The 24,804-nt window shown below is 40.4% G+C and carries 24 protein-coding genes; 7 read left to right on the top strand and 17 right to left on the bottom strand.

The annotated features are described in order from the left end of the window. The first annotated feature begins 3 nt into the window (after positions 1-3). Entirely contained in the window at positions 4-1,260 is a 1,257-nt protein-coding gene (gene tyrS / locus QM408_RS07670; protein WP_084947295.1) for a tyrosine--tRNA ligase, read from the top strand. A 77-nt stretch (positions 1,261-1,337) separates the two neighbouring features. Here tyrS and QM408_RS07665 read toward each other — a convergent pair whose 3' ends face one another. Together QM408_RS07665 and QM408_RS07660 are read right to left on the bottom strand one after the other, a co-directional pair. After that, positions 1,338-3,398, bottom strand: coding sequence for a heavy metal translocating P-type ATPase (locus QM408_RS07665; RefSeq protein WP_084947292.1), 2,061 nt, complete (start codon positions 3,396-3,398; stop codon positions 1,338-1,340). A gap of 1 nt (position 3,399) precedes the next feature. Then, a complete protein-coding gene (locus QM408_RS07660) occupies positions 3,400-3,678 on the bottom strand; it encodes a DUF6110 family protein (protein WP_000910909.1) in 279 nt (92 codons plus the stop codon). Between the two features lie 257 nt (positions 3,679-3,935). On the opposite strand from QM408_RS07660, the gene QM408_RS07655 reads away from it, so the two are divergent. Beyond that, positions 3,936-4,784, top strand: a complete 849-nt coding sequence (locus tag QM408_RS07655) for a putative RNA methyltransferase (RefSeq protein ID WP_414374143.1) — start codon at positions 3,936-3,938, stop codon at positions 4,782-4,784. A gap of 89 nt (positions 4,785-4,873) precedes the next feature. Here QM408_RS07655 and QM408_RS07650 read toward each other — a convergent pair whose 3' ends face one another. The 4 genes from QM408_RS07650 to malQ form a co-directional block, all read right to left on the bottom strand. Further along, positions 4,874-6,130 (bottom strand): ISL3 family transposase, encoded by a 1,257-nt coding sequence (locus tag QM408_RS07650; RefSeq protein WP_414374141.1) that lies wholly within the window; start codon positions 6,128-6,130, stop codon positions 4,874-4,876. A 181-nt stretch (positions 6,131-6,311) separates the two neighbouring features. Then, a complete protein-coding gene (locus tag QM408_RS07645; protein WP_000265676.1) occupies positions 6,312-6,518 on the bottom strand; it encodes a hypothetical protein in 207 nt (68 codons plus the stop codon). A gap of 360 nt (positions 6,519-6,878) precedes the next feature. Beyond that, positions 6,879-9,137: a glycogen/starch/alpha-glucan family phosphorylase gene (glgP, locus tag QM408_RS07640; protein ID WP_414374139.1), complete on the bottom strand. Its 2,259-nt coding sequence runs from the start codon at positions 9,135-9,137 to the stop codon at positions 6,879-6,881. A 25-nt stretch (positions 9,138-9,162) separates the two neighbouring features. Then, entirely contained in the window at positions 9,163-10,680 is a 1,518-nt protein-coding gene (malQ, locus tag QM408_RS07635; protein ID WP_070479571.1) for a 4-alpha-glucanotransferase, read from the bottom strand. Between the two features lie 478 nt (positions 10,681-11,158). Between malQ and QM408_RS07630 the strand changes: the two genes are divergently transcribed. The 5 genes from QM408_RS07630 to QM408_RS07610 all read left to right on the top strand — a co-directional run bounded on the left by QM408_RS07630 (position 11,159) and on the right by QM408_RS07610 (position 16,733). Next, a complete protein-coding gene (locus QM408_RS07630; protein ID WP_000095474.1) occupies positions 11,159-12,430 on the top strand; it encodes a maltodextrin ABC transporter substrate-binding protein in 1,272 nt (423 codons plus the stop codon). A gap of 110 nt (positions 12,431-12,540) precedes the next feature. Then, positions 12,541-13,833 carry a carbohydrate ABC transporter permease gene (locus QM408_RS07625; protein ID WP_000414973.1) on the top strand — a complete coding sequence of 431 codons (1,293 nt, stop codon included), beginning with the start codon at positions 12,541-12,543 and terminating at the stop codon, positions 13,831-13,833. 1 nt (position 13,834) lies between these two features. Then, positions 13,835-14,677 carry a sugar ABC transporter permease gene (locus tag QM408_RS07620; RefSeq protein WP_261051590.1) on the top strand — a complete coding sequence of 281 codons (843 nt, stop codon included), beginning with the start codon at positions 13,835-13,837 and terminating at the stop codon, positions 14,675-14,677. 259 nt (positions 14,678-14,936) lie between these two features. Next, a complete protein-coding gene (locus QM408_RS07615) occupies positions 14,937-15,737 on the top strand; it encodes a DUF1189 domain-containing protein (protein WP_261150611.1) in 801 nt (266 codons plus the stop codon). Between the two features lie 9 nt (positions 15,738-15,746). Further along, positions 15,747-16,733 (top strand): LacI family DNA-binding transcriptional regulator, encoded by a 987-nt coding sequence (locus tag QM408_RS07610; protein WP_001145419.1) that lies wholly within the window; start codon positions 15,747-15,749, stop codon positions 16,731-16,733. 29 nt (positions 16,734-16,762) lie between these two features. On the opposite strand, the gene QM408_RS07605 is transcribed toward QM408_RS07610, so the two are convergent. The 11 genes from QM408_RS07605 to hisS form a co-directional block, all read right to left on the bottom strand. Further along, the gene (locus QM408_RS07605; RefSeq protein ID WP_414374136.1) at positions 16,763-17,704 is read right to left on the bottom strand and encodes a YitT family protein; all 942 of its coding nucleotides are present in this window, start codon (positions 17,702-17,704) and stop codon (positions 16,763-16,765) included. Next, positions 17,682-19,445, bottom strand: a complete 1,764-nt coding sequence (gene aspS, locus QM408_RS07600) for an aspartate--tRNA ligase (RefSeq protein WP_078238539.1) — start codon at positions 19,443-19,445, stop codon at positions 17,682-17,684. The genes QM408_RS07605 and aspS overlap by 23 nt, the downstream gene beginning before the upstream one ends. 154 nt (positions 19,446-19,599) lie before the next feature. Further along, a complete protein-coding gene (locus QM408_RS07595; RefSeq protein WP_000832184.1) occupies positions 19,600-19,830 on the bottom strand; it encodes a hypothetical protein in 231 nt (76 codons plus the stop codon). 17 nt (positions 19,831-19,847) lie between these two features. After that, positions 19,848-20,486: a CPBP family intramembrane glutamic endopeptidase gene (locus tag QM408_RS07590; protein WP_023947603.1), complete on the bottom strand. Its 639-nt coding sequence runs from the start codon at positions 20,484-20,486 to the stop codon at positions 19,848-19,850. Between the two features lie 9 nt (positions 20,487-20,495). Beyond that, positions 20,496-21,194: an ABC transporter permease gene (locus tag QM408_RS07585; RefSeq protein WP_023947601.1), complete on the bottom strand. Its 699-nt coding sequence runs from the start codon at positions 21,192-21,194 to the stop codon at positions 20,496-20,498. Continuing rightward, positions 21,187-22,011, bottom strand: coding sequence for an ABC transporter ATP-binding protein (locus QM408_RS07580; protein WP_023947599.1), 825 nt, complete (start codon positions 22,009-22,011; stop codon positions 21,187-21,189). Before QM408_RS07580 ends, QM408_RS07585 begins: the two co-directional genes overlap by 8 nt. A gap of 10 nt (positions 22,012-22,021) precedes the next feature. Beyond that, complete coding sequence (locus QM408_RS07575) at positions 22,022-22,762, bottom strand: DUF3169 family protein (protein ID WP_070526255.1); 741 nt, start codon at positions 22,760-22,762, stop codon at positions 22,022-22,024. 2 nt (positions 22,763-22,764) lie between these two features. Further along, on the bottom strand, positions 22,765-22,962 hold the full coding sequence (locus QM408_RS07570) for a hypothetical protein (RefSeq protein ID WP_033682914.1): 198 nt from the start codon (positions 22,960-22,962) through the stop codon (positions 22,765-22,767). Next, complete coding sequence (locus QM408_RS07565; protein WP_070526253.1) at positions 22,949-23,137, bottom strand: hypothetical protein; 189 nt, start codon at positions 23,135-23,137, stop codon at positions 22,949-22,951. The genes QM408_RS07570 and QM408_RS07565 overlap by 14 nt, the downstream gene beginning before the upstream one ends. Continuing rightward, complete coding sequence (locus tag QM408_RS07560) at positions 23,137-23,340, bottom strand: helix-turn-helix transcriptional regulator (protein ID WP_031237122.1); 204 nt, start codon at positions 23,338-23,340, stop codon at positions 23,137-23,139. The genes QM408_RS07565 and QM408_RS07560 overlap by 1 nt, the downstream gene beginning before the upstream one ends. Before the next feature lie 143 nt (positions 23,341-23,483). Then, entirely contained in the window at positions 23,484-24,764 is a 1,281-nt protein-coding gene (gene hisS, locus QM408_RS07555; protein WP_000775845.1) for a histidine--tRNA ligase, read from the bottom strand. Between the last annotated feature and the right edge of the window lie 40 nt (positions 24,765-24,804).

The raw sequence follows: 24,804 nt of genomic DNA, 5'->3' as shown, positions 1-24,804 counted from the left end.
CACATGCACATTTTTGATGAGCTAAAAGAGCGTGGTTTGATTTTTCAAACGACTGATGAAGAAGCTTTGCGTAAAGCCCTAGAAGAAGGTCAAGTTTCTTATTATACTGGCTACGATCCAACTGCTGACAGCCTTCACCTAGGCCACCTTGTCGCAATCTTGACAAGTCGTCGCTTGCAGCTAGCAGGTCACAAACCCTATGCGCTCGTTGGCGGTGCTACAGGTCTCATCGGAGATCCGTCCTTCAAAGATGCTGAACGTAGTCTCCAAACAAAAGACACAGTAGATGGCTGGGTCAAGTCTATCCAAGGACAACTTTCTCGTTTTCTTGACTTTGAAAATGGGGAAAACAAGGCTGTCATGGTCAACAACTACGACTGGTTTGGCAGCATCAGCTTCATTGATTTCCTCCGTGATATCGGAAAATACTTTACTGTCAACTACATGATGAGCAAGGAGTCTGTGAAAAAACGGATTGAAACAGGAATTTCTTACACTGAGTTCGCTTACCAAATCATGCAAGGTTACGACTTCTTCGTTCTTAACCAAGACCACAACGTAACGCTTCAAATCGGTGGTTCTGACCAGTGGGGAAATATGACAGCTGGTACCGAATTGCTTCGTCGTAAGGCTGACAAGACAGGCCACGTTATCACTGTTCCACTGATTACCGATGCAACTGGTAAGAAATTTGGTAAATCAGAAGGAAACGCAGTCTGGCTCAATCCTGAAAAGACTTCCCCATATGAAATGTACCAATTCTGGATGAACGTTATGGACGCTGACGCTGTTCGCTTCTTGAAAATCTTTACTTTCTTGTCACTTGATGAGATTGAAGACATCCGTAAACAATTTGAAGCAGCGCCACACGAACGCTTGGCTCAAAAAGTCTTGGCTCGTGAAGTCGTTACACTTGTTCACGGAGAAGAAGCCTACAAAGAAGCTCTTAACATCACTGAGCAACTCTTTGCAGGAAACATCAAAAACCTTTCTGTTAAAGAGCTCAAACAAGGACTTCGTGGAGTACCAAACTACCAGGTACAAGAAGACGAAAACCACAATATCGTGGAACTGCTCGTTTCATCTGGTGTGGTTAACTCAAAACGCCAAGCCCGTGAAGACGTCCAAAACGGAGCTATCTACGTAAACGGTGACCGCATCCAAGACCTTGACTATGTCTTGACTGACGCAGATAAGTTAGAGAACGAACTAACTGTTATCCGTCGTGGAAAGAAAAAATACTTTGTATTGACTTACTAAACTGTTCAACATTTACCTATAAAAAAAGGAGTTAACCTCGAGAAAGGTAACTCCTTTTTGCTGTTAATAGTCCCCACCTATCCCTTAATAGACAGGCTACGCAGTACAATGCGCAAGGTTGTTAGATTATGTAAGATAGAGAGATTTGAAGGACTGAGCCAGTTAAACAAGCCAAAGCCAATCAAACTACTATTTACGACAACAGTATCTTGAATATTCTTCTTGATGAGTGTTTGCAAAGATGATGATAGCCAATCCAACTCTTGAAAGAAATCCAAGCGATTATCTAACAATAAGATATCGCTCATCTGCTTAGAAATATCTGCACTCTCATTCATCACCACACCGATATCTGATAGGGTTAGAGCAGCTGAGTCATTCAACCCATCCCCAACCATCAAAATAGTGTGACCTGCTTTCTGCAGTTCCTCTACTAACTCAAATTTTCCATCAGGTTTCAAGTCTGTATAGACCTGATCAAAGGGCAAATCTTTGACTAATTCCTCTGTTCTAACCAAGGTGTCCCCTGTTGCCAGAATCAATTTTTTCCCTTGCGCCTTAAGTTTCTCCAAGGCTGCTTTTGCTTCTTTTCTCAAAGGAGTATGAATGCAGAACATTCCAATCAATTCATTCTGATAAGCCAAGAATAAGAGATTGTAGTGACTCTTGTACTCTTCAATTAAAGCATTTTGTTCTGAACTGATATGAATTTGCTCATCCTGCATCAAAACATAATTCCCAATAAGAACTGGTTGCCCATCTATATGAGATTTAATCCCCTTGCTTGCGATATATTGGAGTTTCCCATGCATTTCCTCATGTTCAATTCCCTCTATCTCAGCTTGCTTGACGATGGCATTAGCAATAGGATGATAAATGTGTTCCTCAAGACAGGCACTGATTCTGAGAATATCTTCTTCACTATAGTCCCCAAAAGGTAACACCTTTTCAACTATAGGATAACTAGTTGTGATTGTTCCCGTCTTATCAAACAAGAAAGTATCAACTTCCAGATATTTCTCCAGAACATCCCCATCCTTAATCACCATTTCACGATTCAACCCCTCCTTGATAGCTGTTAAATAAGCTACAGGAGTAGAGATTTTCAAAGCGCAGGAGAAATCGACCAATAGGAAAGAAATAGCCTTAGAAAAAGAACCTGTTAATAGATAAGTCAGACCAGCCCCCAAGAAATTATATTTGACGACCTTGTCCGCCATCTTGATGAAATAACGTTGTTTCGTTTTCTTGTTTTCTTCAGATTTTTTCATCAACTCAATCAGCTGTAAAATACGGCTGTTCATCTGATTATCGGTTACACGAATGCGTAGCTCCCCAGTCTCCAAGACTGTGTTTGCACAAACCAAATCAGACTCTCTTTTTTCAACTGGAAAACTCTCTCCCGTCAAGGAACTTTCGTTGACCATACCTAAACCTGAAACTACTTGTCCATCAAACAGAATTTCATTTCCTTGAGATAGGACCAAGACATCTCCTATTTGAACATCGGAACTCTTGATACTAACGACCGTATCGCCCTGTACCAAGAATACATCGCTCTCTTTTGCAAGAAGACTCTGTTCTAAATCTGTTGCCGTTTTTTTCAAGGACCACTGATCTAAATGATTCCCCAAATCAAGCATAAACATGATGTTGCTGGCAGTCTTGGATTGGTTCATAAACAAAGACAATAAAATAGCCGAACAGTCCAAGACCTCCATCGTTAGTTCCTTACGCACTAGTGTTTGATAGGCTTCTTTAACATATCCAAAAGCCTGATAACAAGTCCATATATAGCGAATAGGAGACGGCACAAGACTACGAAAAAGCACACGCTTAATCGCTGCACCTGAAACGATAGAATAGGCACTCTCTTCTCTACGAACAGGAAGAGTCATCAACTCAGAAACTTTCCCTTTATCAATTCTTTTTAAAAAGGCTTCTGCATTATCTAATACAGAAAAGCCTTCTTTTATACGTAGAGTAAAGTGCTGTTGATCCATGTAAAACTGGATAGACTCAATCCCCTTTTCATCTCTCGCCAAGGAACGAAGATAGTCTTGAATATCCAAGGTGAGTGAAAAAGAAGATGATAGTCGGATATGTTGGTATCCTCTATGTAGCACTTTAAAAGACATATTATTCCCCTATAAGGCTATCTAATTGCTCTTCTTTTTTCTCTTGCTCGTACAAATATTTGGCATCTTGCAAGACATCGTCTCCATGTTGCTTCACAACAGAAACAGATGCATCTAGCTCGTCTTTTAACTTATAAGCCTTAGCCAAAGCTTTAGAATAACCTTTTTTAGCTTCCTTACTTGCCAAGATTTTCAAACCAAGGGTACCAAATGCGACACCACCCAAAAAGAGTGATGATTTTTTCGCAACTTTTGCGACGGTTAATACTTCTTTTAACATACTTATTTCCTCCTTATCATTATTATATAGCAATTTAGATATAAAAGCAATGTCATTTCATAAATTGGAGAATTATACTCAATGAAAATCAAAGAGCAAACTAGGAAACTAGCCGCAGGCTGTACTTGAGTACGGCAAGGCGACGTTGACGTGGTTTGAATTTGATTTTCGAAGAGTATTAGTTTTATTTCTACTGAATCTCCCATCTACTTATTCCTAAAGTTGCTTTCATTTGCCTCTTTTGATACACTTAAACTATGAATACAAATCTCAAACCCAAAATTCAGCGTTTTGCTTCTGCGACTGCCTTTGCCTGTCCTATCTGTCAAAAAAATCTGACTCTGCTAGAGACTAGTTTCAAGTGCTACAACCGTCATTCTTTTGACTTGGCGAAATTCGGCTATGTCAATCTAGCCCCTCAAATCAAGCAATCTGCTAACTACGACAAGGAAAATTTTCAAAACCGTCAACAAATCCTAGAAGCCGGCTTTTATCAGGCTATTCTAGAGGTCGTCTCTGATTTACTTTCAAACTCAAAAAATGCCAACACAATTTTAGATATTGGTTGTGGTGAAGGTTTCTATTCTCGCAAGCTTCAAGAAAGGCATCCTGACAAAACCTTCTATGCCTTTGACATCTCCAAAGATTCAGTCCAAATCGCTGCCAAGAGCGAACCCAACTGGGCAGTCAATTGGTTTGTTGGTGACTTAGCTCGTCTTCCTATAAAAGACTCCAGCATGGATATCCTGCTTGATATCTTCTCACCTGCCAACTATGGAGAATTTCGTCGCGTTCTATCCCAAAACGGCATCTTGATAAAGGTTATCCCAACTGAAAATCACCTCAAGGAAATCCGTCAGAAGGTACAAGACCAGCTGACAAACAAGGACTATTCCAACCAAGATATCAAAAATCATTTCCAAGAACACTTTACCATCCTATCTAGTCAAACTGCCTCTCTGACTAAAACTATCACAGCAGAGCAGCTCCAAGCCCTACTCAGTATGACTCCTCTCCTCTTTCACATTGACCAGAGCAAGATTGACTGGAGCCAACTGACAGAGATTACCATTGAGGCTGAGATTCTGGTTGGGAAAGTACTCTAATTGACACAAAAAACCGCATTTCAAGAAAATCTGCGGTTTTAAATTTCAATTTTTAGGCTCTTTGTCAACTGTAGTGGGTTGAAGAAAAGCTAATATCTAGAAAGGACAAATTTCGTCCTTTCTTTTTTGATATTCAGAGCGATAAAAATCCGTTTTTTGAAGTTTTCAAAGTTCCGAAATCCAAAGGCATTGCGCTTGATAAGTTTGATAAGATTATTGGTGGCTTCCAGTTTGGCGTTGGAATAGGGTAGTTGAAGGGCGTTGGCAATTTTCTCTTTATCCTTGAGGAAGGTTTTAAAGACAGTCTGAAAAAGAGGATGAACCTGCTTTAGATTGTCCTCAATGAGCCCGAAAAATTTATCCGGTTCCTTATTCTGAAAGTGAAAAAGCAAGAGTTGATAGAGATGGTAGTGGTGTTTCAAGTCTTCTGAATAGCTCAAAAGCTTGTCTAGAATTTCTTTATTCGTCAAGTGCATGCGAAAAGTAGGGCGATAAAAACGTTTATAGCTGAGTTTCCGACTATCTTGTTGGATGAGTTTCCAGTAACGCTTGATAGCCTTGTATTCATGGGATTTTCGATGAAACTGATTCATGATTTGGACACGCATACGACTCATAGCACGGCTCATGTGTTGGACAATATGGAAACGATCCAACACGATTTTAGCGTTTGGAAAAAGCTGTTTAGCCAAGTCATAGTAAGGGCTAAACATATCCATAGTAATGATTTTCACTCGACATCGGACGACTCTATCATATTTAAGAAAGTAATTTCGAATAATAGCTTGTGTTCTTCCCTCGAGAACAGTGATGATATTGAGCTTTTCAAAATCTTGTGCAATGAAACTCATTTTTCCCTTTGTAAAGGAGTACTCATCCCAAGACATAATCTCAGGCAGACGAGAAAAATCAGACTTAAAACGGAAGTCATTGAGCTTGCGAATGACAGTTGAAGTTGAGATGGCCAGCTGATGGGCAATATCGGTCATAGAAGTTTTTTCAATCAGCTTCTGAGCATTTTTTTGGTTGATGATACGAGGGATTTGATGATTTTTCTTTACTAGAGGAGTCTCAGCAACCATCATTTTTGAACACTGATAGCACTTAAAACGACGTTTTCTAAGTAGAATTCTAGTAGCCATACCAGTCGTTTCTATGTAAGGGATCTTAGACGGTTTTTGAAAGTCATATTTCTTCATTTGCCTTCCACAATCAGGGCAAGATGGGGCCTCATAGTCCAGTTTAGCGATGATTTCTTTGTGGGTATTCCTATTGATGACATCCATAAATTGGATATTAGGGTCTTTAATGTCTAGTAGTTTTGTGATAAAATGTAATTGTTCCATAGGATTCTTTCTAATGATGGTTTGGTCGCTTTTCATTATAGATCTTATGGGACTTTTTTTCTACAATAAAAACGGCTCCATAATATCTATAGGGGATTTACCCACTACAAATATTATAGAGCCAATTTTTAAACTATCTATCCCAAAAGTCTAAAACATTTAAAGCTTTTAGCTTCTCCATTTATTTTCGATTCGAAATAAAAAACTTATCAATAAATAGCAAGTGAAATAAGGCAAGTGTAATTCCCGATAAGCACCCATGATAAGAGATTTCTTGATGGGTAAGGGGGTAAAGATTACTATTACCCGCCAAGAGGCATGTTAAAATAACAAATAGAATCCAAAATAAATCCGTCCATTTATATTTTGAAAAATATTTTTTCCACATAAGAACACCTTCTTTCCTATAATCATATTATAACACTTTATGTAAGCGGATACAAGAGATATAAGGTAATCAACTACAAAGAAATATAAGGCTGAAGACAGTGAAAACCAGCATTTCTAAGCCTTCACTGCATCTAGAATTTCTCTATTTTTAGACAGAATTAACCAAAATCCACAGCATTCAAAAAAGCGAATTTCAATCGAAATTCGCTTTATAGGAAAGTGTATTAGTATAAATCTTGTATCTTATACTCAATGAAAATCAAAGAGCAAACTAGGAAGCTAGCCGCAGGTTGCTCAAAGCACCGCTTTGAGGTTGCAAATAACGCTGACGTGGTTTGAATTTGATTTTCGAAGAGTATTAGTTCAAGTGCCAGATATCTTCGTTGTACTGAGCGATTGTACGGTCAGATGAGAAGAATCCTGCTTTAGCAATGTTAACGATAACTTTATCCAACCATGCGTCACGGTCTTCGTAGTCAGCCAACATTTGCTCTTTGACTTTGATGTAGTCTTCCAAGTCAAGAAGAGTCATGAACCAGTCTTTGTTGATCAATTCATTGTAAAGACGTTCCAAGCGCTCTTTGTTTCCAGCTGCAAGAACTGCATCGCTAACGATGAAGTCAACCAATGGTTTGATAGCTTCACGAGCGTAGAATTCGCTTGATTTGTATGCCGCTTTTGCGTAAAGGTCGATAACAGTTTCTGAATCTTCACCAAAGATGTAGATGTTTTCGTCGCCAACCAACTCAGCGATTTCCACGTTAGCACCGTCCATAGTACCAAGAGTCAAAGCTCCGTTCAACATGAATTTCATGTTACCAGTACCTGAAGCTTCTTTAGAAGCAAGTGAGATTTGTTCTGAGATATCACATGCTGGGATAAGGAAGCTTGCTGCAGTAACGTTGTAGTTTTCAACCATAACTACTTGCAAGTGTGGAGCTACTGCTGGATCGTTAGCAATAACTTCTGACATGCAAAGGATCAAGTGAATGATGTCTTGAGCGATTGTGTAGGCTGGAGCTGCTTTACCACCAAAGAAGATTGTGATTGGGCGAGCAGGGATGTTACCAGCTTTGATGTCAAGGTATTTGTGGATTACGTACAAAGCGTTCATTTGTTGGCGTTTGTACTCGTGAAGACGTTTGATTTGGATATCAAAGATAGAGTTTGTATTGATTTCCACACCTTGGTGTTCTTTCAAGTGACGAGCTAATTTACGTTTGTTGTGAGCTTTGATGCTTTCCAATTTTTCTTTGACAGCTGCTTTGTCTTCATAAGACAAGAGTTTTTCAAGCTCATCAGCTTCATGGTGCCAACCTTCTCCAAGAATCTCATCCAAGTAGTGAGACAATCTTGGGTTAGCATGCATGAGCCAACGACGGAAAGTGATACCGTTTGTTTTATTGTTGAATTTTTCTGGGTAAAGGTCGTAGAAAGCTTTCAACTCAGAATTTTTCAAGATTTCAGTGTGAAGTGCTGCTACCCCGTTAACACTGTATCCGTAGTGGATATCCATGTGAGCCATGTGAACACGTCCGCTCTCATCGATAATTTGAACAGCTGGATCTTTGTATTCTGCTTTCACGCGACGGTCCAACTCTTCGATGATTGGCACCAAGTGAGGAACCACTTCTTGCAAGAATTCAAGAGGCCATTTTTCAAGGGCTTCAGCAAGGATTGTGTGGTTAGTGTAGGCAGTCATGCTACGAACGATTGAGATTGCTTCGTCAAGTTCGATACCACGAGCAGTCAAAAGACGGATCAATTCAGGGATAACCATTGATGGGTGAGTATCGTTGATTTGGACAACTGCGTAGTCAGCAAGGTCATGCAAGTTGCTTCCTTTTTCGATTGCTTCTTCGATGATCAATTGCGCACCGTTTGAAACCATGAAGTATTGTTGGAAGATACGGAGCAATTCACCTTGACGGTCACTATCATCTGGGTAAAGGAAAAGAGTCAAGTTGCGAGCAATGTCTGTCTTATCAAAGTTGATACCGTCTTTAATAATTGAAGAATCAACTGAATCCAAGTCAAACAAACGCAAGCGATTCTTAGTTTCTGTCTTGTAACCAGGTACATCGATATCGTAAAGAGTTGATGTCAATGTGAAGTGAGCAAATGGCACTTGGTAGCTACGGCTTGAGCGAACCAACCAGTTTTGCTCTGTCAACCATGCGTTTGGAATTGTTTCTTGTTGGTTATTTTTAAGAACTTGTTGGAAAAGACCGTAGTGGTAGTTAAGACCAACACCGTCACCGTTCAAACCAAGAGTAGCAATTGAATCGATAAAGCAGGCAGCCAAACGTCCCAAACCACCATTACCAAGAGATGGTTCCAATTCAACTTCTTCAACTTCAATCAAGTCTTTACCTGCAGCTGCAAGTTCTTTTTTAACATCGTCGTAAAGACCAAGGTTGATCAAGTTGTTTGACAAAAGTTTACCAATCAAGAACTCAGCTGAGATGTAGTAAACTTTTTTCTTACCAGTGTTAACTGGTTTTTGACTACTTGCAAGCTTGCTGTAGTTAAGAAGAGCCAGGTAAAGCTCTTCATTGCTACATTCTGCAATGGTTTTATTGTAACGATTTTGTACAAATTCTTGTAGTGATAACATGTTTAAGGTGTCTCCTGATATTGTATTATTTCTTTAATTCTACCAAATTTTCATTGATTCGGCGATAGATTGTTGTCAAGTCAAGCAAGCCTTCCTCGACAACTGGTGTCAATTGATCTTCAGTCATACGCCAAGACCAGTTTCCACCAAGAGTAGATGGGAAGTTCATACGAGCTGCCTCATCCAATTCTAGCAAATCTTGCATAGTTGCGATTGCCATGAAGCTAACTGATGAAAAGACTGTACGAAGCATAGCATGTGGCACTGTTTCGTATTCTTTACGGTTAGTGTAGCGAGCCATGTATTCACGAGTCGCATCATCGATCTCGTTACGGTACCAACCAAGGACCGTATTGTTATCGTGTGTTCCTGTGTACATAACTGAGTTAGCAGGTGCCAAGTGTGGGCTATCGATGCTTTCGTCTTCTGGGTTGAAGGCAAATTGAAGAATCTTCATTCCTGGGAAGCCAGTACGTTCACGCAATTCGATAACTTCGTCTGTCATGAAACCAAGGTCTTCTGCGATGATGTTTAACTCACCAAGTTCTTCCTTAACAGCTGCAAAAAGCTTGTAGCCAGGACCTTTCACCCACTCACCAGGTGCTGCTGTATCAGAACCAGCAGGGATTTCCCAGTAAGATTCGAAGCCACGGAAGTGGTCGATACGAACGATGTCGTAGATTTTGAAGCTTTCACGCAAGCGTTCAATCCACCATTTGTAACCGTCTTTGTCCATTGCTTCCCAGTCATAGATTGGGTTACCCCAAAGCTGACCAGTTGCAGAAAACTCATCTGGCGGGCATCCTGCGATGCAAGTAGCCTTACCGTTGACATCTGTCTTGAAGAGATGTGGATTTGCCCACATATCGCTTGAATCTTCCGCTACGTAGATTGGCATGTCCCCAACGATTTCGATGTGGTTGTCGTTAGCGTAAGCTTTCAATTTCAACCATTGTTGGAAGAAGAAATATTGAGTCACACGGTGGTAAACCAACTTGTCTGCCAATTGCTCACGGTAGCTTTCAAGTACTGAAGCTTTACGAGCACGAGCATCTGCATCTGGCCATTCAGTCCAAGCAAGATTGTCAAAATGCTCTTTGATAGCCATATACTCTGCAAAGAGTTCAAGCCATGATTGGTTGTCTTGAGCAAATTTCTCAAAATCTTTAACATCTCCCACTTCCAAGAAACGTTTTACCGCTTTTTCTAAAAGAGGACGACGTGCATAGTAGATTTTCGCATAATCAACTTCAGACGCATCACTACCAAAGTCAACCCCTTCAAGGTCACTTGCTTGCAACAAGCCTTGTTCCACCAAGATATCTAAATCGATAAAATGAGTGTTCCCTGCGAAGGCTGAGAAAGATTGGTAAGGAGAGTCTCCGTAACTAGTTGTTCCTAGTGGAAGGATTTGCCAGTAACGTTGTTTTGTGCGAACCAAGAAATCAACGAAGTCGTAAGCACTTTTACCAAATGATCCGATTCCGTATGCTCCTGGAAGAGAAGAAATGTGCATCAACACACCACTTTGACGTTTTTTCATAATAAGCACCTCATGTGTTTATAGTTAGATATTACATTTTTATGAACGCAAACGTTTGCGCTATTACTAGTATAGCTTATTTTCTTGATAAATGCAAGCGGTTTTAGATAACTTTTTTGATTATTTTTTTAAAATTTTTTCTTCTTACTCGTATATATATTCTTTCAGGAAACAAACAAAATAGGAATACGGGTTTCACTTATCTCATTAAGCAAAAATAAAGTGAGAATCCTCCCTGCTTTCCATTTGTAAATTAGGCAATCGTTTTCTCAACTTTTTTTAAATTTAAAACAAAACGGATTTTTGGGATTTTCTACTATTATATGACGATGAAGCGTTTACTTTTTTCACAATTTTTTAAAAAATTTTTACAAAAAACACTTGCAACCGCTTTCCGATTGTGCTATACTAGTCCCATAAAGGAAAACGTTTGCGTTTCCTCATTATAAAATTTGTTATTCTTTAGGAGGAATACACTATGTCATCTAAATTCATGAAGAGCGCTGCTGTGCTTGGAACTGTTACACTTGCTAGCTTGCTTTTGGTAGCTTGCGGAAGCAAAACTGCTGATAAGCCTGCTGATTCTGGTTCATCTGAAGCGAAAGAACTCACTGTATATGTAGACGAGGGATATAAGAGCTATATTGAAGAGGTTGCTAAAGCTTATGAAAAAGAAACTGGAGTAAAAGTCACTCTTAAAACTGGTGATGCTCTAGGAGGTCTTGATAAACTTTCTCTTGACAACCAATCTGGTAATGTCCCTGATGTTATGATGGCTCCATACGACCGTGTAGGTAGCCTTGGTTCTGACGGACAACTTTCAGAAGTGAAATTGAGCGATGGTGCTAAAACAGACGACACAACTAAATCTCTTGTAACAGCTGCTAATGGTAAAGTTTACGGTGCTCCTGCCGTTATCGAGTCACTTGTTATGTACTACAACAAAGACTTGATAAAAGAAGCTCCAAAAACTTTTGCTGACTTAGAAAACCTTGCTAAAGATAGCAAATATGCCTTCGCTGGTGAAGATGGAAAAACTTCTGCTTTCCTAGCTGACTGGACAAACTTCTACTATGCATACGGACTTCTTGCTGGTAACGGCGCTTACGTATTCGGTCAAAACGGTAAGGACGCTAAAGATATCGGTCTTGCCAACGACGGCGCTATCAAAGGTATAGAATACGCTAAATCTTGGTATGAAAAATGGCCTAAAGGTATGCAAGATACGGAAGGTGCTGGCAACTTAATCCAAACTCATTTCCAAGAAGGTAAAACAGCTGCTATCATCGACGGACCTTGGAAAGCCCAAGCCTTCAAAGATGCTAAAGTAAACTACGGTGTTGCGACTATCCCAACTCTTCCAAACGGAAAAGAATATGCTGCATTTGGTGGTGGTAAAGCTTGGGTCATCCCTCAAGCCACTAAGAACCTTGAAGCTTCTCAAAAATTTGTAGACTTCCTTGTTTCAACTGAACAACAAAAAGTATTATACGATAAGACTAACGAAATCCCAGCTAACACTGAGGCTCGTTCATACGCTGAAGGTAAAAACGATGAGTTGACAACAGCTGTTATCAAACAGTTCAAGAACGCTCAACCAATGCCAAACATCTCTCAAATGTCTGCAGTTTGGGATCCAGCGAAAAATATGCTCTTTGATGCTGTAAGTGGTAAGAAAGATGCGAAAACAGCTGCTAACGACGCTGTAACATTGATCAAAGAAACAATCAAACAAAAATTTGGTGAATAAAAAATTTGTTCAAGGGGGGTGGAATTCAAATCCCCCTTTGAATTTATCAATAGAAAACATATATAGTTTAGGTTTTAATTAGAAACCAGTATCCTATGAAAGGAGTTATTATGGAAAAGCAACAACCTAGTAAAGCAGCCCTGCTGTCTATCATTCCTGGGTTAGGACAGATTTACAATAAACAAAAAGCAAAAGGTTTTATCTTCCTTGGTGTAACCCTTGTATTTCTCCTCTACTTCCTAGCACTTGCAGCCCCTGAATTGAGTAATCTCATCACTCTTGGTGACAAACCAGGTCGTGACAATTCCCTCTTTATGCTGATTCGTGGTGCCTTCCATTTAATCTTTGTAGTTGTTTATGTACTCTTTTATTTCGCAAATATCAAAGATGCACATACAACTGCCAAACACATTAACAATGGCATACCAGTAGCACTTACCTTTAAAGAAATGGTCAAAGGAATCTATGAAAATGGCTTCCCTTACCTCTTGATCATTCCATCTTATGTTGCCATGACTTTTGCGATCATCTTCCCAGTTATCGTAACCTTGATGATCGCCTTTACCAACTACGACTTCCAACACTTGCCACCAAACAAATTGTTGGACTGGGTTGGTTTGACAAACTTTACGAACATCTGGAGTTTGAGTACCTTCCGTTCTGCCTTCGGTGCCGTTCTTTCTTGGACTATCATCTGGGCTTTATCTGCCTCAACTTTACAGATCGTGATTGGTATCTTCACAGCTATCATTGCTAACCAACCATTTATCAAAGGAAAACGTATCTTTGGTGTTATTTTCCTTCTTCCTTGGGCTGTCCCAGCCTTCATCACTATCTTGACATTCTCAAATATGTTTAATGATAGTGTCGGAGCCATCAACACTCAAGTCTTGCCAATCTTGGCTAAATTTCTTCCTTTCCTTGATGGTGCTCTTATTCCTTGGAAAACAGACCCAACTTGGACAAAAATTGCCTTGATTATGATGCAAGGTTGGCTTGGATTCCCATACATCTACGTTTTGACTTTAGGTATCTTGCAATCTATTCCTAACGACCTTTACGAAGCAGCTTATATTGACGGTGCCAATGCTTGGCAAAAATTCCGCAACATCACTTTCCCAATGATCTTGGCTGTTGCAGCACCTACTTTGATTAGTCAATACACCTTCAACTTTAACAACTTCTCTATCATGTACCTCTTCAATGGTGGAGGACCTGGTAGTGTCGGAGGTGGAGCTGGTTCAACCGATATCTTGATCTCATGGATCTACCGTTTGACAACAGGTACATCTCCTCAATACTCAATGGCGGCAGCTGTTACCTTGATTATCTCTATCATTGTCATCTCAATCTCTATGATCGCATTCAAGAAACTACACGCATTTGATATGGAGGACGTCTAAGATGAATAACTCAATTAAACTCAAACGTAGACTGACTCAAACCCTTACTTACCTCTACTTAATTGGCCTATCAATCGTGATTATCTATCCACTTTTGATTACCATCATGTCAGCCTTTAAAGCAGGTAACGTCGTGGCCTTTAAACTCGATACTAATATCGACCTCAATTTTGATAACTTTAAAGGCCTCTTCACTGAAACCTTGTACGGTACTTGGTATCTCAACACTTTGATTATCGCCTTAATTACTATGGCTGTTCAAACAAGTATTATCGTACTTGCTGGTTATGCTTACAGCCGTTACAACTTCTTGGCTCGTAAACAAAGTTTGGTCTTCTTCTTGATTATCCAAATGGTTCCAACAATGGCCGCTTTGACAGCCTTCTTCGTTATGGCACTTATGTTGAACGCCCTTAACCACAGCTGGTTCCTCATCTTCCTCTACGTTGGTGGTGGTATCCCAATGAATGCTTGGCTCATGAAGGGCTACTTCGATACAGTGCCAATGTCTCTAGACGAATCTGCAAAACTAGACGGTGCAGGACACTTCCGCCGCTTCTGGCAAATTGTTCTTCCACTTGTTCGCCCAATGGTTGCCGTACAAGCTCTCTGGGCCTTCATGGGACCTTTTGGAGACTATATCCTTTCTAGTTTCTTGCTTCGTGAGAAAGAATACTTTACTGTTGCCGTAGGTCTCCAAACCTTCGTTAGCAATGTGAAAAACTTGAAGATTGCCTACTTCTCAGCAGGTGCTATCCTCATTGCCCTTCCAATCTGTATTCTCTTCTTCTTCCTACAAAAGAACTTTGTTTCAGGACTTACAAGTGGTGGCGACAAGGGATAATATATCCCCGCCACCCTTTTTCATTTTATACTCTTCGAAAATCTCTTCAAACCTCGTCAGCTTTATCTGCAACCTCAAAGCTGTGCTTTGAGCAACCTGCGGCTAGCTTCCTAGTTTGCTCTTTAATTTTCATTGAGTATTAGCGGTTGCTACTGTGATAATATCCTTGTAGCAAGCAATTTTTCTCCTAGACTTGAAATAAAGCACATTTCTCTATATAATAATACTCATATAGAAAACACCTTTTAGAAAGATACCTATGCTTCCATATCCATTTTCCTATTTTTCAAGTATTTGGGGATTTCGTAAGCCCCTGTCCAAACGTTTCGGGCTCAACTGGTTTCAGCTTCTCTTTACCAGTATCTTCCTTATCAGCTTGTCTATGGTACCCATTGCCATTCAAAACAGCTCACAGGAGACTTATCCGCTAGAAACCTTTATCGATAATGTCTATGAGCCTCTTACAGATGAGGTTGTCCAGGATCTCTCTGAACATGCTAGAATTGTTGATGGCACATTAACTTATACAGGAACAGCTAATCAAGCACCTTCTATTGTAATCGGTCCAAGTCAAAGCAAGGAATTACCTAAGGACTTGCAACTGCATTTCGATACGAAAGAACTAGTCATCAGCAAAGAAAGTAAAGAACTGACCCGCGTCTCTTACCGAGCGATTCAGACTGAGAGTTTCAAAAGCAAAGATAGCTTGACCCAAGCAATTTCTAAAGACTGGTACCAGCAGAATCGTGTCTATATCAGTCTCTTTCTAGTTCTCGGTGCGAGCTTCCTCTTTGGTTTGAATTTCTTTATCGTCTCTATAGGAGCCAGTCTTCTCCTCTATATCACTAAGAAATCACGCCTCTTTTCATTTAGGACCTTTAAAGAGTGCTATCATTTTATCTTGAACTGTTTAGGTTTACCTACTCTGATTACGCTTATTTTGGGCTTATTTGGCCAAAATATGACAACTCTGATTACTGTACAAAACATTCTTTTTGTTCTGTATCTGGTCACTATCTTTTATAAAACACATTTCCGTGATCCAGATTACCATAAATAGGAGATTTTTATGCCCGTTACGATTAAAGACGTGGCCAAGGCTGCTGGTGTTTCGCCTTCAACTGTAACCCGTGTTATTCAAAATAAATCAACCATTAGCGACGAAACAAAAAAACGCGTTCGCAAGGCTATGAAGGAGCTCAATTACCACCCCAACCTCAACGCTCGTAGTTTGGTAAGCAGTTATACCCAAGTTATCGGCTTGGTTCTTCCTGACGACTCAGACGCCTTCTATCAAAATCCTTTCTTCCCATCTGTCCTCCGTGGTATCGCCCAAGTCGCCTCTGAAAACCACTACGCCATTCAGATCGCGACAGGTAAAGATGCCAAAGAGCGTCTTAAAGCTATTTCTCAGATGGTCTATGGTAAGCGTGTAGATGGTTTGATTTTCCTCTATGCCCAAGAAGAGGACCCTTTGGTTAAGTTAGTAGCAGACGAGCAATTTCCTTTCCTTATCTTAGGTAAATCTCTATCTCCCTTCATTCCACTTGTCGATAATGACAATGTCCAAGCTGGTTTTGATGCGACAGAGTATTTCATCAAAAAAGGATGCAAGCGAATTGCCTTTATCGGAGGTACTAAGCGACTCTTCGTAACACAAGACCGTCTGACAGGTTACGAGCTAGCTCTAAAACAATACCAACTTCCTCTCGATACTAATCTGACTTACTTTGCTACTGAATTTCTTGAAGATAATGGTTATCGCTTTAGTAGACTTCTCTTCAAACACGATCCAAATATTGACGCTATTATTACCATTGATAGTCTCCTTGCTGCAGGGGTCTGTGATTACATCGCAAAACACCAACTGGATGTCCCTGTCCTCAGCTTCGACTCAGTCAATCCCAAGCTCAACTTGGCAGCCTATGTCGATATCAATAGTTTGGAGCTTGGTCGTGTTTCCTTTGAAACTATTCTCCAGATCATCAATGATGCTAAAAGCAATAAACAAATTTGTTATCGCCAGTTGATTGCCCACAAAATTATCGAAAAATAAAAACCAGCTCGAGCTGGTTTTTTTGATCACTAATTATCTGTTTCAACGAACCGTCCCAAAATATGAACATTCTCCGAGACAGAGACAAAGGCGCTTGGATCCACCTGTTTCATAATCTGTTTAAATTCATTAAACTCTGCACGTGTAATGACAGTGATTAAAACTGCCTTTCTTTCGTGATTATAGGTTCCTTCTGCATCGTGGATCATGGTTGCACCGCGGTGCAATTTTTTATGGATTTTTTCAATTACCTTCTCTGGATGATTGGTCACAATCATGGCCTGCATCCGTTTTTGCTTGGTAAAGACAGCGTCTGTGACACGGCTAGAGACAAAGATGGTAATCATAGAGTAGAGAGCGTATTCCCAACCAAAGGTCAAGCCTGCTATCAGCATGATGGTCCCATTTACCAAGAAAGAAATACTACCAACATTCTTACCCGTTTTCTTGCGAATAGTCAGGCTGACGATATCCGTCCCACCACTGGAGATATTGTTTCGAAGAGCAAAACCAATCCCCAAGCCCATGACAACACCCCCAAAAAGGGCATTGATAATGGAATCCTCCGTTAAGGTCGCCACAGGCACAAACTGGATAAAGAAGGAACTCATGGACACCGTGATAAAGGTAAAGACCGTGAACTTATGGCCAATCTGATACCAAGCCAAGATCATCAAAGGAAAATTAATAGCGTAGAAGGTTAGCGAAATCGGAATATGAAAACCAAACCAGTGATTACTCAAGGCAGAGATAATCTGTGCCAGACCTGTCGCACCACTCGAATACACATGCCCCGGTTGGAAAAAGAAATTAACCGCCACTGCTGATAAAAAACCATAGACCAGAGAAGCCGAAATCTTCTCATCATACTTTTCCCGAGAGATGCTTTGTAAGACACGTAAAATTTTTATCTGATGAGCAAAGCGGCGCAGATAATAGCGCCACCGCTTAATTCGTTTTGCTTGTTTCATCTTCTTCTATTTGTAAGCTGAGTTCCTCTAGTTGTTTGAGAGCTACTGTTGAAGGAGCTTGTGTCATTGGGTCACTTGCCTTGTTGTTCTTAGGAAAGGCAATGACTTCACGGATATTTTCTTCTCCAGCAAGCAACATAACAAATCGGTCAAGCCCGATAGCCAAACCACCATGTGGTGGGAAACCATAGTCCATGGCTTCAAGAAGGAAGCCAAACTGGTCATTTGCTTCTTCAGCTGAGAAACCAAGAGCCTTGAACATGCGTTCTTGAAGGTCTTTTTGATTGATACGAAGGCTACCACCACCAAGCTCATAACCGTTCAAGACGATATCGTAAGCAATGGCACGAACCTTAGCCAAATCACCTTCTAATTCGTGAGCCGTCTCTTCCTGTGGAAGGGTGAACGGATGGTGGGCGCTCATGTAACGACCTTCTTCTTCAGACCATTCAAACATTGGCCAGTCAACCACCCAAAGGAAGTTGAATTTATCGTTATTAATCAAGCCAAGCTCTTTGGCAATACGTCCACGAAGGGCACCGAGTGTTGCATTGGCTACCTCAAGCGTATCCGCCACAAAGAGAACGAGGTCCTTATCTTCAAGAGCAAGCGCTGTTGTCAATTCTGCTTGGATGCCAGTCAAGAACTTAGCAACTGGTCCGTTTAATTCTCCATCAACTACCTTGACCCAAGCAAGACCTTTGGCACCATATTGTTTGGCTACTTCCGTCATCTTGTCGATGTCTTTACGTGAATAGTTGTCCGCAGCTCCTTTGACCACAATTGCTTTTACAGCAGGTGCTTCTGAAAAGACTTTAAAGTCTACACCTTTGACCACTTCTGTCAAGTCCTGAAGTAACATGTCAAAACGGGTATCTGGCTTGTCAGAACCGTAAAGAGCCATAGCGTCATCATATTTCATACGAGGGAAAGGCAGAGTGACTTCAATGCCTTTTGTTTCCTTCATGACGCGCGCAATCAAACCTTCTGTGATATCTTGGATTTCTTGCTCAGTAAGGAAAGACGTTTCCAAGTCGACCTGAGTGAACTCAGGCTGGCGGTCACCACGCAAGTCCTCGTCACGGAAACATTTAACGATTTGGTAGTAGCGGTCAAAACCAGCATTCATCAAGAGTTGTTTCGTGATTTGTGGACTTTGAGGAAGAGCATAGAAATGCCCTTTATTAACACGAGATGGCACCAAGTAGTCACGCGCCCCTTCAGGCGTTGACTTAGAAAGGAATGGTGTCTCCACGTCGATAAACTCCAACTCATCCAAGTAGTTGCGGATAGAGTGGGTCACCTTAGCACGAAGTTTAAGATTTTCCAACATTTCTGGACGACGAAGGTCAAGGTAACGGTAACGTAAACGTGTATCGTCATTGGCCTCAATCCCATCCTTAATCTCAAATGGGGTTGTCTTAGCTGTATTAAGCACTGTCAGAGCTGTCACGTTTAACTCAACTGCACCAGTTGGCAACTTATCATTGGCTTGCTCACGCGCAGCGACCTGTCCAGTCACCTCGATAACAAATTCGCTACGAAGGCTTTCAGCTGTTGCCATAACCTCTGCAGATACTTTTTCAGGGTTGATAACCAACTGCATGATTCCTTCACGGTCACGAAGGTCGATAAAGATCAAACCACCCAGGTCACGACGACGACCAACCCATCCTTTCAAGGTCATTTCTTGTCCGATGTGTTCCTCACGAACACGACCAGCATACATACTACGTTTCATTGTTTCTCTCCTCTTTTATTCTGTTACTATTTTACCATAAAAGCGCAGGCTCTTCATGAAAATCAGCAGAAAAGTTTGCTAGGTTTCAAAAATCAAGTGAAGGTCCTAAAAATTAGCGCCAATAAAAGAGTCCGATGAAGTTCACCGGACTCTTTTATTTTGAATTTTTGCCTGCTTTACGCTTTTCAGCAATTTCGGCTGCCTTTCGAGGCAAGACAATTTCCGTTGTATAAGCTGTCCCAAAGCGCAAGACACCTGCAATAGGGGCAAAGACAACTGCTAGATAGTTATAGAAGAAATCGCCCTTAAAGGCATAAGCTAGCGCTCCAATGATGAAAAATAGAACGACTGCTTGAATCACTGCTAATAAAATTACTCGTTTCATGTGACCTCCTGACTCTATTATAGCATGAGAATCATCAAAAAGCTGACTAAATTATTCAAAGCGTGGAGAGAAATACTGTAGACCAGACCTTTTCTACTAATATAGGCCAAGCCCAAGCTAAAACCAAGACTAGCATAAACTAAAAATTGTTGAACATCACCTGGGAAATGAATCAAGGCAAACAAAACACTAGATACCAGAAGAAACAGAACCTGTTTGCTCTTGTCCTGCTTAGGAAAGAGATAGCGTGCCAACATCCCTCTAAAGATAAGTTCTTCTGTCAAAGGAGCAAAAATAACGACAGCAAAGAAGGAGAAGAGTGGTTGAGACAAGGTCAAGTCTGTCGCTATTTGCTGATTTACTGAAGGATCATCGGGCAGGAAGAATTGAACGACAAGAGCTAAGAACCAAACCAAGGCAGGAAGCCAAATAAATCGGTTGAAGTCACTCTTCTCAATATGAACAGGAGCTTTCTGATACCATTTGTAAATGCCGTACACGTATACTCCAGCCAAGGCCACATAGAGCAAGGTAACAGCATAGGGGGAAGCGCCTAAGGCAAGCGAAGCAGTCGCGAGCCCCTGAATGAAGCTATAGATAAAGAAAAAGGATAGAAGGGCTAGAAGAAACCAGCCGAGGTTTTTAAGTAATTTCATAAAGGTCTCCTATCTTGCTTTATAGCTGTTTTTCAATACAAAGAGGTCTGCTATTCCTAACACAAGTACCCAAGCAAGTAACATGCCGATATTAGAAAAAGATATTTCCCCACCTTTTTTATTTAAAAGATTTACAATTGGACCAATAAAAGAGTAATCCAACACTTTCTGAACCGTATCATTTTGAAGAGCAATTATAGGTAAAAAAGAAACAATTAACACAGGGAAGATACTATAAACTTGCGCTTTAGATTGAGTATCTGACACCGCACCGATTAGAAGGTTGAGAAAAATAATACTAATAGTTGCTAGGAGCAAATAGATAACGTAGGCAAATAAATAACCAGATACATCTACTTTAAGATAGATGGGAAGTACAGTCATAGCAACCAACATTATCAGAATAGGGAGAACAAGCATACTGAAAGTATATTCTGTTGCTGTCACACCACTTAGGATGAGTGATTTAAGATTTCGTTTTTCCTTATCTTCTGCCATCATAATCGATACCATATAACCACTTCCCATGCTCAAGACCATCGTCAAGCTAGAAGATAGTAAAAATAGGCTCAATTGTCCATTCTTATTTAAAAATTCATTATATAAAACAGCAATACCAAAAGGAATCAATAAAGTCGCTAACAAAGTTGAATTGCTAATAAGAACTTGCACTCTTAACCATAGTAGGGCATTTAATTTTCTAAACATCTAACTTTTCTCCTGTCAATCTGATAAAGATTTCTTCTAGTGTCGGCTCACAAGAGTGAACCACCATCAAATCTGTCGTGTCTAATTGTGGTAATTCTTCAAATGGAACTATCTGTTCTCGTCCATCATTATAAACCACACGTACTTTCTTATCCACATGGTACTTCTGGATGATATCTTGCGGACTTCCATACTCTATTAGGTTACCCTTATTCAAAAGAGATAAGCGATCACAAAGCAGAGTTGCTTCATTCATATCATGCGTGGTCAGAAAGATAGTTGTCCCCGCCTGCTTTAATTCTTGAAGTAGGGTATGAATCATCTTAGATGTTGTAGGGTCTAAGCCACTGGTTGGCTCATCTAGAAAGAGAATCTTAGGAGCATTAAGAAGGGCACGAGCCAAGAACATTCGTTGTTTCATTCCTGTAGATAGTTTTTCTGCGATAATATCTTTAGCATCTGCCAATCCAACCTGTTGGAGCACCTGATTTACTCTATCTGACTTAAGACCATATAACTTAGCATAGATGAGAAGATTTTTGTAAAGACTCATCTTTTCATAAAAACCACTGCCATCACTAACAATACCAATTTGTTCCAAATCATTGGAGGTTAAATCTTGAGAGTTCTTGCCTAACAAAACTGTTTTACCTTGATCTGCAGCCAACTGTCCTGTTAAGACATTGATCATGGTTGTTTTACCTGAGCCAGAAGGGCCAAGAAAACCAAAGATTTCACCCTCCTTAATCTCAAAAGAAATCTGATGAAGAGCTTTTTTGCTCCCAAAACTTTTGCTTACATTTTCAACACGAATCATAGAAACTCCTTTATTTGAAATAACGTTTTACCATAGGTAACTGCATCACATTGATATAAATATGGATTGCTCCTACAAGCAAGAAGGCTAGTAACTGAATCTCTCCTGTCAGTAAGGAAAAGAGAGCAATCAGAAAGTACAAAGCTGGCAAGACATAGTTATTTAATTGGAATAAAATCAGAAAACTCTGTTCCAAATTAGCCTTGCGCTCCCCTTCATCATAAGAATCGAAATGGTCCAAGATATCCTTTGGTGTAGAGAAAAATACTAAATCAAACTGACGAACAATCGCAATGGTCTTAAAAAGATATTTTTGAGCATTTAAAACTAACACTAATCCCAAAAAGGAAAGGGATAAGGTTATATGGCTTATATCGAGTACAATTACTTCACTTCCTGAAATGAAGAGAGCCAATAAAATCGCTACGCTTGCACTATTAAAAGCAATAGTTCCAAACTCGAGATTCCGATACATCTGCACATAATAGGTTTCATTCAGATCATCATCCATTTCCTCTTGATACAAGGAGTGAAATTTTCTGCTTTTCTTTAAGAAATTGAATGTCAAAAAAATGCTAATGAAACCTAACACTAAACAAATAGCTGATATCCATGGTATCAAGACTTTTACATCTAACATAATTTCGTGGGATTCGGTAGCAGCCTTAAACATCCCTACAAAACCGCCCAAGAAACCTCCCAAGACAACAGACATTAAAAACAACAATCCACGTTTCCTTTTCTTTTCCATATTCATTCTCCTTTTTCACTTGCTAGATTGTTTGCTTTCTTTTCAATCCAGTCAACGACTGGGATAAGAGCAAAGTAGGCCCAAATAAATTGGTCGCTGTAATAGAGATCAAACCATCCTAGATTTGTTCCAATTAGTAGACACACGCTAACTAATAGAGCTATAGCAACTACATAATAGATTACTTTATACTTGTTCATCATTTTTCTCCTTTTTCTTCAACCGATTGAAAATGGACAAGAGGACTAAGTTAATCCAAAACAAATACTTACTTTCAACAAAATAGAACCACCCCAGTAATGTTCCAATCATAGCAAAGGCATTCACAATAAGGGCAAGAACACTCATATAATAAACCACTTTATACATGTTCATCACTCGTCCTCCTCCAAGCGAAATACCGATTCGACTGTTTCGTTGAAAATTTGAGATATTTTCAGGGCAATGATAATGGACGGGGTGTACTCATCCCGTTCTAGTAGGCTAATGGTCTGCCTGGAAACCCCTGCTAGTTTGGCTAGGTCGGTTTGATTGAGACCATCGCGAGCCCGAAGCTCTTTTAGACGATTTTTAAGCATTCCTTTCTCCTTTTCTCTTAACTTGCTTATATTGTAACACATCTTTTTCTTTTTGACAAGCATATTTGTCAAAAAGTTTATGATTTTTGTCATTTTGCAAAAGAAAAAGGTCAGGAGTAAAATCCTGACCAGTTTATCTATCATTAAAATCCTAATTTTTCAAAGATTTCTGAGAAGTTTTGGCTGATTGTTTCAAGTGACACTTGCACTTCTTCTCGGGTTTGGTTGTTCTTAACCGTTACTTGTCCGCTTTCGACTTCACTCTCTCCTAGAGTGATGAGAGTCTTAGCCGCAAAGACATCGGCTGACTTGAATTGAGCTTTGAGTTTACGATTGAGGTAATCACGCTCTGCTTTGAATCCTTGTTGGCGAAGAGCTTGTACCAATTCCAAAGCCTTGACATTTGCTCCATCACCCAAGACTGCGATATAGACATCTAGGGCGTTTTCGATAGGGAGGGCCACACCTTGCTTTTCAAGAATGAGAAGCAGGCGCTCTACACCAAGTCCAAAACCAAATCCAGCAGTTTCAGGGCCATCAAAGTAAGCAACCAAACCATCGTAACGACCACCTGCACAGACTGTCAGGTCATTGCCCTCAATCTCAGTGATAAACTCGAAAATGGTGTGGTTGTAGTAGTCTAGACCACGCACCATATTGGTATCGATGATATAGTCTACTCCAAGATTTTCCAACATCTGACGCACCGCATCAAAATGAGCTTGGCTTTCTTCATCAAGAAAGTCCAAGATAGACGGCGCATTCTCTACTGCTACCTTGTCTTCTTTTTCTTTAGAGTCCAAGACACGGAGAGGATTTTCCTCCAAACGACGTTGGCTATCCTTAGACAAGGTCTCCTTGAGCGGTGTCAAATAGTCAATCAAGGCTTGACGGTAGGCCGCACGGCTCTCAGGATTTCCAAGAGTGTTGAGGTGCAATTTGACACCTTGGATACCGATTTCTTTCAAGAAATGGGCTGCCATAGCGATTGTTTCCACATCGGTAGCTGGATTGCTAGAGCCAAAACACTCAACACCAATCTGGTGGAATTGGCGCAAACGCCCTGCCTGTGGACGCTCATAACGGAACATAGGTCCCATGTAATAGAACTTGCTTGGCTTTTGCACTTCTGGGGCGAAGAGTTTATTTTCCACATAGGAACGGACAACGGGCGCAGTTCCTTCTGGACGGAGGGTGATATGGCGGTCACCCTTGTCATAGAAATCGTACATTTCCTTGGTTACGATATCCGTTGTATCTCCGACAGAGCGACTGATAACCTCGTAATGCTCAAAAATGGGCGTGCGCACTTCTGCGTAGTTGTAGCGCTTGAAAATCTCACGGGCAAAGCCCTCAACATACTGCCACTTGGCAGACTCAGCAGGCAAGATATCCTGCGTTCCTTTTGGTTTTTGTAATTTCATAGGGAATCCTCTTTAAACTTAATAGTCTTATTTTACCATA

It is taken from the genome of Streptococcus mitis, assembly GCF_047464965.1.
Classification (GTDB): domain Bacteria; phylum Bacillota; class Bacilli; order Lactobacillales; family Streptococcaceae; genus Streptococcus; species Streptococcus mitis_DU.
Note: the sequence above shows the minus strand (reverse complement) of the source record. Positions and strands in the feature narration are given on the sequence as shown.

What these genes read in the sequence shown, in the direction of transcription:
- QM408_RS07620 (WP_261051590.1), top strand. Translation starts at nt 13,835, where the DNA reads ATGAATAACTCAATTAAACTCAAACGTAGACTGACTCAAACCCTTACT.
- QM408_RS07590 (WP_023947603.1), bottom strand. Translation starts at nt 20,486, where the DNA reads ATGAAATTACTTAAAAACCTCGGCTGGTTTCTTCTAGCCCTTCTATCC.
- QM408_RS07580 (WP_023947599.1), bottom strand. Translation starts at nt 22,011, where the DNA reads ATGATTCGTGTTGAAAATGTAAGCAAAAGTTTTGGGAGCAAAAAAGCT.
- QM408_RS07595 (WP_000832184.1), bottom strand. Translation starts at nt 19,830, where the DNA reads ATGAAACGAGTAATTTTATTAGCAGTGATTCAAGCAGTCGTTCTATTT.
- QM408_RS07665 (WP_084947292.1), bottom strand. Translation starts at nt 3,398, where the DNA reads ATGTCTTTTAAAGTGCTACATAGAGGATACCAACATATCCGACTATCA.
- QM408_RS07630 (WP_000095474.1), top strand. Translation starts at nt 11,159, where the DNA reads ATGTCATCTAAATTCATGAAGAGCGCTGCTGTGCTTGGAACTGTTACA.
- malQ (WP_070479571.1), bottom strand. Translation starts at nt 10,680, where the DNA reads ATGAAAAAACGTCAAAGTGGTGTGTTGATGCACATTTCTTCTCTTCCA.
- hisS (WP_000775845.1), bottom strand. Translation starts at nt 24,764, where the DNA reads ATGAAATTACAAAAACCAAAAGGAACGCAGGATATCTTGCCTGCTGAG.
- tyrS (WP_084947295.1), top strand. Translation starts at nt 4, where the DNA reads ATGCACATTTTTGATGAGCTAAAAGAGCGTGGTTTGATTTTTCAAACG.
- glgP (WP_414374139.1), bottom strand. Translation starts at nt 9,137, where the DNA reads ATGTTATCACTACAAGAATTTGTACAAAATCGTTACAATAAAACCATT.
- QM408_RS07645 (WP_000265676.1), bottom strand. Translation starts at nt 6,518, where the DNA reads ATGTGGAAAAAATATTTTTCAAAATATAAATGGACGGATTTATTTTGG.
- QM408_RS07575 (WP_070526255.1), bottom strand. Translation starts at nt 22,762, where the DNA reads ATGGAAAAGAAAAGGAAACGTGGATTGTTGTTTTTAATGTCTGTTGTC.
- QM408_RS07560 (WP_031237122.1), bottom strand. Translation starts at nt 23,340, where the DNA reads ATGCTTAAAAATCGTCTAAAAGAGCTTCGGGCTCGCGATGGTCTCAAT.
- QM408_RS07625 (WP_000414973.1), top strand. Translation starts at nt 12,541, where the DNA reads ATGGAAAAGCAACAACCTAGTAAAGCAGCCCTGCTGTCTATCATTCCT.
- QM408_RS07570 (WP_033682914.1), bottom strand. Translation starts at nt 22,962, where the DNA reads ATGAACAAGTATAAAGTAATCTATTATGTAGTTGCTATAGCTCTATTA.
- QM408_RS07585 (WP_023947601.1), bottom strand. Translation starts at nt 21,194, where the DNA reads ATGTTTAGAAAATTAAATGCCCTACTATGGTTAAGAGTGCAAGTTCTT.
- QM408_RS07565 (WP_070526253.1), bottom strand. Translation starts at nt 23,137, where the DNA reads ATGAACATGTATAAAGTGGTTTATTATATGAGTGTTCTTGCCCTTATT.
- QM408_RS07610 (WP_001145419.1), top strand. Translation starts at nt 15,747, where the DNA reads ATGCCCGTTACGATTAAAGACGTGGCCAAGGCTGCTGGTGTTTCGCCT.
- QM408_RS07660 (WP_000910909.1), bottom strand. Translation starts at nt 3,678, where the DNA reads ATGTTAAAAGAAGTATTAACCGTCGCAAAAGTTGCGAAAAAATCATCA.
- QM408_RS07650 (WP_414374141.1), bottom strand. Translation starts at nt 6,130, where the DNA reads ATGGAACAATTACATTTTATCACAAAACTACTAGACATTAAAGACCCT.
- QM408_RS07655 (WP_414374143.1), top strand. Translation starts at nt 3,936, where the DNA reads ATGAATACAAATCTCAAACCCAAAATTCAGCGTTTTGCTTCTGCGACT.
- QM408_RS07615 (WP_261150611.1), top strand. Translation starts at nt 14,937, where the DNA reads ATGCTTCCATATCCATTTTCCTATTTTTCAAGTATTTGGGGATTTCGT.
- aspS (WP_078238539.1), bottom strand. Translation starts at nt 19,445, where the DNA reads ATGAAACGTAGTATGTATGCTGGTCGTGTTCGTGAGGAACACATCGGA.
- QM408_RS07605 (WP_414374136.1), bottom strand. Translation starts at nt 17,704, where the DNA reads ATGAAACAAGCAAAACGAATTAAGCGGTGGCGCTATTATCTGCGCCGC.